3 protein-coding genes are annotated in these 4,597 nt (G+C 51.0%); all 3 read right to left on the reverse strand.

Annotated features, from left to right (window positions below; translation table 11 throughout):
• Positions 1-236 precede the first annotated feature (236 nt).
• A complete protein-coding gene (locus V6C16_RS08270; protein ID WP_333535214.1) occupies positions 237-2,552 on the reverse strand; it encodes a vitamin B12-dependent ribonucleotide reductase in 2,316 nt (771 codons plus the stop codon).
• Between the two features lie 425 nt (positions 2,553-2,977).
• Entirely contained in the window at positions 2,978-3,685 is a 708-nt protein-coding gene (locus tag V6C16_RS08275) for a Fic family protein (protein WP_333535213.1), read from the reverse strand.
• Between the two features lie 45 nt (positions 3,686-3,730).
• Positions 3,731-4,057 carry a hypothetical protein gene (locus tag V6C16_RS08280; RefSeq protein WP_333535211.1) on the reverse strand — a complete coding sequence of 109 codons (327 nt, stop codon included), beginning with the start codon at positions 4,055-4,057 and terminating at the stop codon, positions 3,731-3,733.
• Between the last annotated feature and the right edge of the window lie 540 nt (positions 4,058-4,597).

A 4,597-nucleotide genomic window follows, 5' to 3' on the forward strand; every position in this document is an offset into this window, starting at 1 on the left:
TAGAGCAGATTAACTTTGAGAATGTATATTCTCAAAGTTTAAGGCACGCTCACTTCGGCGTTTAACCGCGCAGATAAACTGCGCTTACGCCTCCGTAGCGAACGTCTGCTCACGCAGCCGCCAGAGCAATTTCAAAGTGAAATTGCTCTAGGGCATTTAACACTTGAAATGCTCGCTTACGGCAGGCAAAAGGCTGCCTGCGCAGCCGTCCCGAGCGGTTTCAAAATAAAATCACCCTAACCGCAACGGGAAAAGCCGCAGGCCGGGCAGATGAGGCAGCCCTCCTGAAATACCAGCTTTTCGCCGCAGTCCGGGCAGCGACTGGCGGCAATATCATTGACGGTATCCACCACTTCGTCCTTGAGGTAGCGCTGTTCCAGCACCCAGGCGATGGCATCGGGTATGGAAAGCAGCAGCCCCTTGCCCCGAAAGACAGGATGTTCGCCGCCTATGCCCTTGATCTGCGCCACTACGTCACGCACGTGCACACCGGAGCGCAACGCAAGGGACACAAGCCGCCCGATGGCCTCTGCCTTGGCCGTGATGGAACGCCCGGACTTGCCGATGGTGGCGAACACTTCAAAGGGCCTGCCGTCCACCTCATTTACGGTAAGATACATGGCCCCAAGACCAGTCTGCACCTTGCGGGTAAAGCCCTGTACTTCATCCGGACGCTTGCGCACCAGTGACGGCGCTGCGGCAATGGGGCCACCCGCAGCATACCCGTCGACATATTCGCCCGCAGCACCTCCGTCCGCGGCTTCAGCGGAACCGCCGTCCATTTTTTTCTGGCCTTCTCCGGTTGCCAACACCTGAATGCTCTTGCAGCCGTCGCGGTACACGGTAACGCCCTTGCAGCCCTCCTGATAGGCCAGCCAGTAAATTTCACGAATATCCTGTTCTGTCGCGCTGTTGGGCAGGTTGACGGTTTTGGACACGGCATTGTCCGTATGCCGCTGAAAGGCTGCCTGCATGCGCAGATGCCATTGGGGGGCGATGTCCATAGCGGTCACAAAGGTCTTGCGCAGCACAGCGGGCAGATAGTCCATATCCTGAATGGATCCCCTGGCTGCCACCGCATCCATCAGTTCGTGACTGAACAGCCCCCCGGACTCCAGCGCCGTCTCAAAATGCGGATTGATCTCCACCAGACGTTCGCCATCCAGAATGTTGCGGGTAAAGCAGAGAGCAAAAAGCGGTTCCACGCCCGACGAGCAGCCCGCAATGATGGAAAGCGTACCCGTGGGCGCAATGGTGGTTACCGTGGCATTGCGGTACGGCCCAAGTTTTTTGGCCGCAAACACCGAAGACTCATAGGCCGGAAAAGGTCCGCGCTCCCGCGCCAGTTCCGCCGAGGCCCTGTGTCCTTCTTCCTGCACAAAGGCCATGATGCGCTCGCCAAGATCAAGCCCCTGCTGCGAGTCATACGCCACGCCAAGCTGAAAAAGCAGATCCGCAAAGCCCATAACGCCCAGGCCGATCTTGCGGTTTTTGCGCACGGTTTCGCCGATGCGCTCAAGCGGAAAGCGCGAAGCGTCAATCACATTGTCAAGAAAACGCACAGACAGATGCACCACACGGCGCAAATCGTCCCAGTCAATGCCCGCAGCGGGGTCTGCACCGTTTTCATGCCCCGGCACATGAAAGCAGGAAAGGTTGATGGAACCCAGATTGCACGCCTCAAAGGGCAAAAGCGGCTGCTCGCCGCAAGGATTGGTGGACTCGATATCTCCCTGGTCAGGCGTGGGATTGTCACGGTTGATGCGGTCAAGAAAAACAATGCCCGGATCGCCGGACTGCCACGCCTTGCGCACCAGCAGGTCGAAAACCTGGCGCGCGGGCAGGCGGTTTATGACTTCACCGTTATGGGGCGAAACAAGGTCATACTGCTCGTCGCCTTCCACAGCCTGCATGAACGCTTCTGTCAGTCCCACGGAAAGATTGAAGTTATTAAACTCCCCTTCTTTCTCCTTGGCCCGGATGAACTCCAGAATATCCGGGTGATCCACCCGCAGAATGCCCATATTGGCCCCGCGCCGCGTGCCGCCCTGCTTTATCTGCTCGGTGGCGGTATTAAAGATGCGCAAAAAAGACACAGGGCCGGACGCCACGCCTCCGGTGGAGCCTACGCGGCTGTCTTTGGGCCGCAAGCGGGAAAAGGAAAAGCCCGTGCCGCCGCCGGATTTGTGTATCATGGCGGCGTATTTGACGGCGTCAAAAATTTCTTCAATGGAATCCCCCACGGGCAGTACAAAGCAGGCCGAAAGCTGCCCCAGGTCCGTACCGGCGTTCATGAGGGTGGGCGAATTGGGCAGGAATTTCCAGCTGGTCATGAGGTCGTAAAAATCACGGGCCAGTTGCTCAGACTTGCGGCTTGAGCCTTTGTAGCTTTTTTCCTGGGCGGCAATGGACGCGGCCACGCGCCAGAAAAGATCGCGCGGCTCTTCAATGATCTTGCCGTCCAGGTTTTTACGCAGATAGCGCTTTTGCAAAACAACTTCGGTATTGGGCTTCAGTTGCGGATGGGGCAGATTTTTGGGCATTGCAAACATGGGAGCAGAAACCTTTTCTTGAAGTTACAAAGGGCGAAAGCGGCCCTGCGGGCCAAACGCCACTATACACGGTTGTGGACCGAATGAAAGCAGCCAGCATGCATCTAGATACTAACTATTTGGTTTTCATATCTTTTTATATTGATAAATTGTATCATTAGGCAATCATTCATAAAAATCCGCCCCGTGCTTCATCAAACAGAACACGGGGCGGCCAAAAAGGCGAACAGGCAAAACGGCTAAGCGCCAGCCCGGGATTAGAGCATTTTAACTTTGAAACTGTTCCGACTCTTGCGCTGACAGACGGACGCGGCAAAGGTGCAAGTTATTTTTGACAGGATTTTTGATACAGGCAAAAAGCGGCCTGCTACGGAAATAAAAAAAGTGGCAAAAGGTAGATTTTTTGACACTCCCTTGTGTCTAACTTATCTCCCAGGCTCTTGCTTTTTGGTTTGTGTCTGTTGGCGCTCTTTTTCAAGGACTGGATGTATAATTTCTTTTACGAGAGCATGCATATCTTTATTGCTTCCAAGCTGGTCAAGTGAAAAAGTAATATCCCTTTTTGTACCTTCTGATTGAGCTAACGTAATTGAAATTTTATTAACGCTAATATCTCTTGCAATATATAAAACATCTCTTCCGGAAGCGTTTTTGTTAAGAGCCTCCCATTCTAAATGATAGCCTGATTCTTTAGCAAGCTGTCGCGTAAAAGTTCTTAATGTCCTGCTATTTCCATCATTGAATGGATGTATATAGTCAACTGCAATGTATATATCAGCAATATTTTTACAAAATTCTTCTTTTTTTAATATAGACAATTTTTTTGTGTCTATAGTAGAAAGCATCATTTCTAATTTTTTTTGAGCGTCTTTTGACATATTTGAATACGCAACATTTGAGGCAGCATTAACGCTTTCAAGCTGTCGTGTTTTTACCCAATCAAGGTTTTTGCCTACAGGTTTTCTAAATTGCCCTGGTGTAATGTCGCTTCCGAGTTTTGGAAAATCTTGAAAAATACGTCTATGTATCTCTTTGAGATGTAAAATATTAAAATTTCCTTGAACTGCTTTTTCTTCTAATTCGGCGAGACGAAGAATAACAGCAATATCTTGTTTTTCTTTTTGACTGTACATAGTAGTTTGCTCACAAAAAGGCAGTGTACAACACTGCCTTTTTAGTTATGCCAAAAGAGTTTTAAGGATGCTATTTATGTCCATTTCTCCGTTTATATAACGAGTAATAAATGGGCGGGCATTCTCAGGAAAATAGCAGCCTTCAAAATTTGCAGATGCTTCAGCAAATTTTATTGCTTGCGCCCGGTGTTCACCTTCTTTATTGGGAAGATTAGACGCGTCTTGCACATTATCTATGAAATTTTGCATCAAAATTCGCAAAATTTGAGCAGCGGGCATTTTAACTTTTTTCGCTGCCTTGGTGAAATCAGAGCGTAAACTAGGTTCAACTCGGAACGTTATTGTCGTCTCTTTATTCATGGTTGGTTGCATGTCATTGCTCTCCATTTTTCAAAATGTAGTACATTTTAGACGTAATGTCAATGTAATTACATTTGTGAGCTTTCACTTGCAGTCCGTAATCCGGGGGGAATATTTAGCCATTCGTGCTACTCGTGCGGAACGCCGTTTTAAGAAAAACAGCAGTTATACTTCTGATCAACCTGGCTACGGAGTTGCCGCGGCAAACACATTCGTGTTACGCAAAAAGGGAACCCCCGGTTTGCGAAGGGGCCACAAACCAGGGGGTTCTAGGGTAATCCCTTGGCCGAAAGGCGCAAGCGCAGCTTCAGCCGTTGCCCCCCGGGGTTATGGACGCGGTTAAACACGGTAGCCTACCTCTGGCCCTCTGGGGGGGGCAACTTCCACCCCCAAGGGCTTCACACGCCGGAAAACGGCTTCTGTCAGGGCTGAGAACGCCAGTAGTCAACCCAGGGCCGCCCCAAAGACCTATCCTTTTCCGCCTCGCCTTTCATGGCGGCCCTGCACGTGCCGGGTGCCTTGCGCAGAAGCGGACGGGTCGGGCCGCCGCAC

It is taken from the genome of Desulfovibrio sp. 1188_IL3213, assembly GCF_036763145.1.
Classification (GTDB): Bacteria; Desulfobacterota; Desulfovibrionia; order Desulfovibrionales; family Desulfovibrionaceae; genus Desulfovibrio.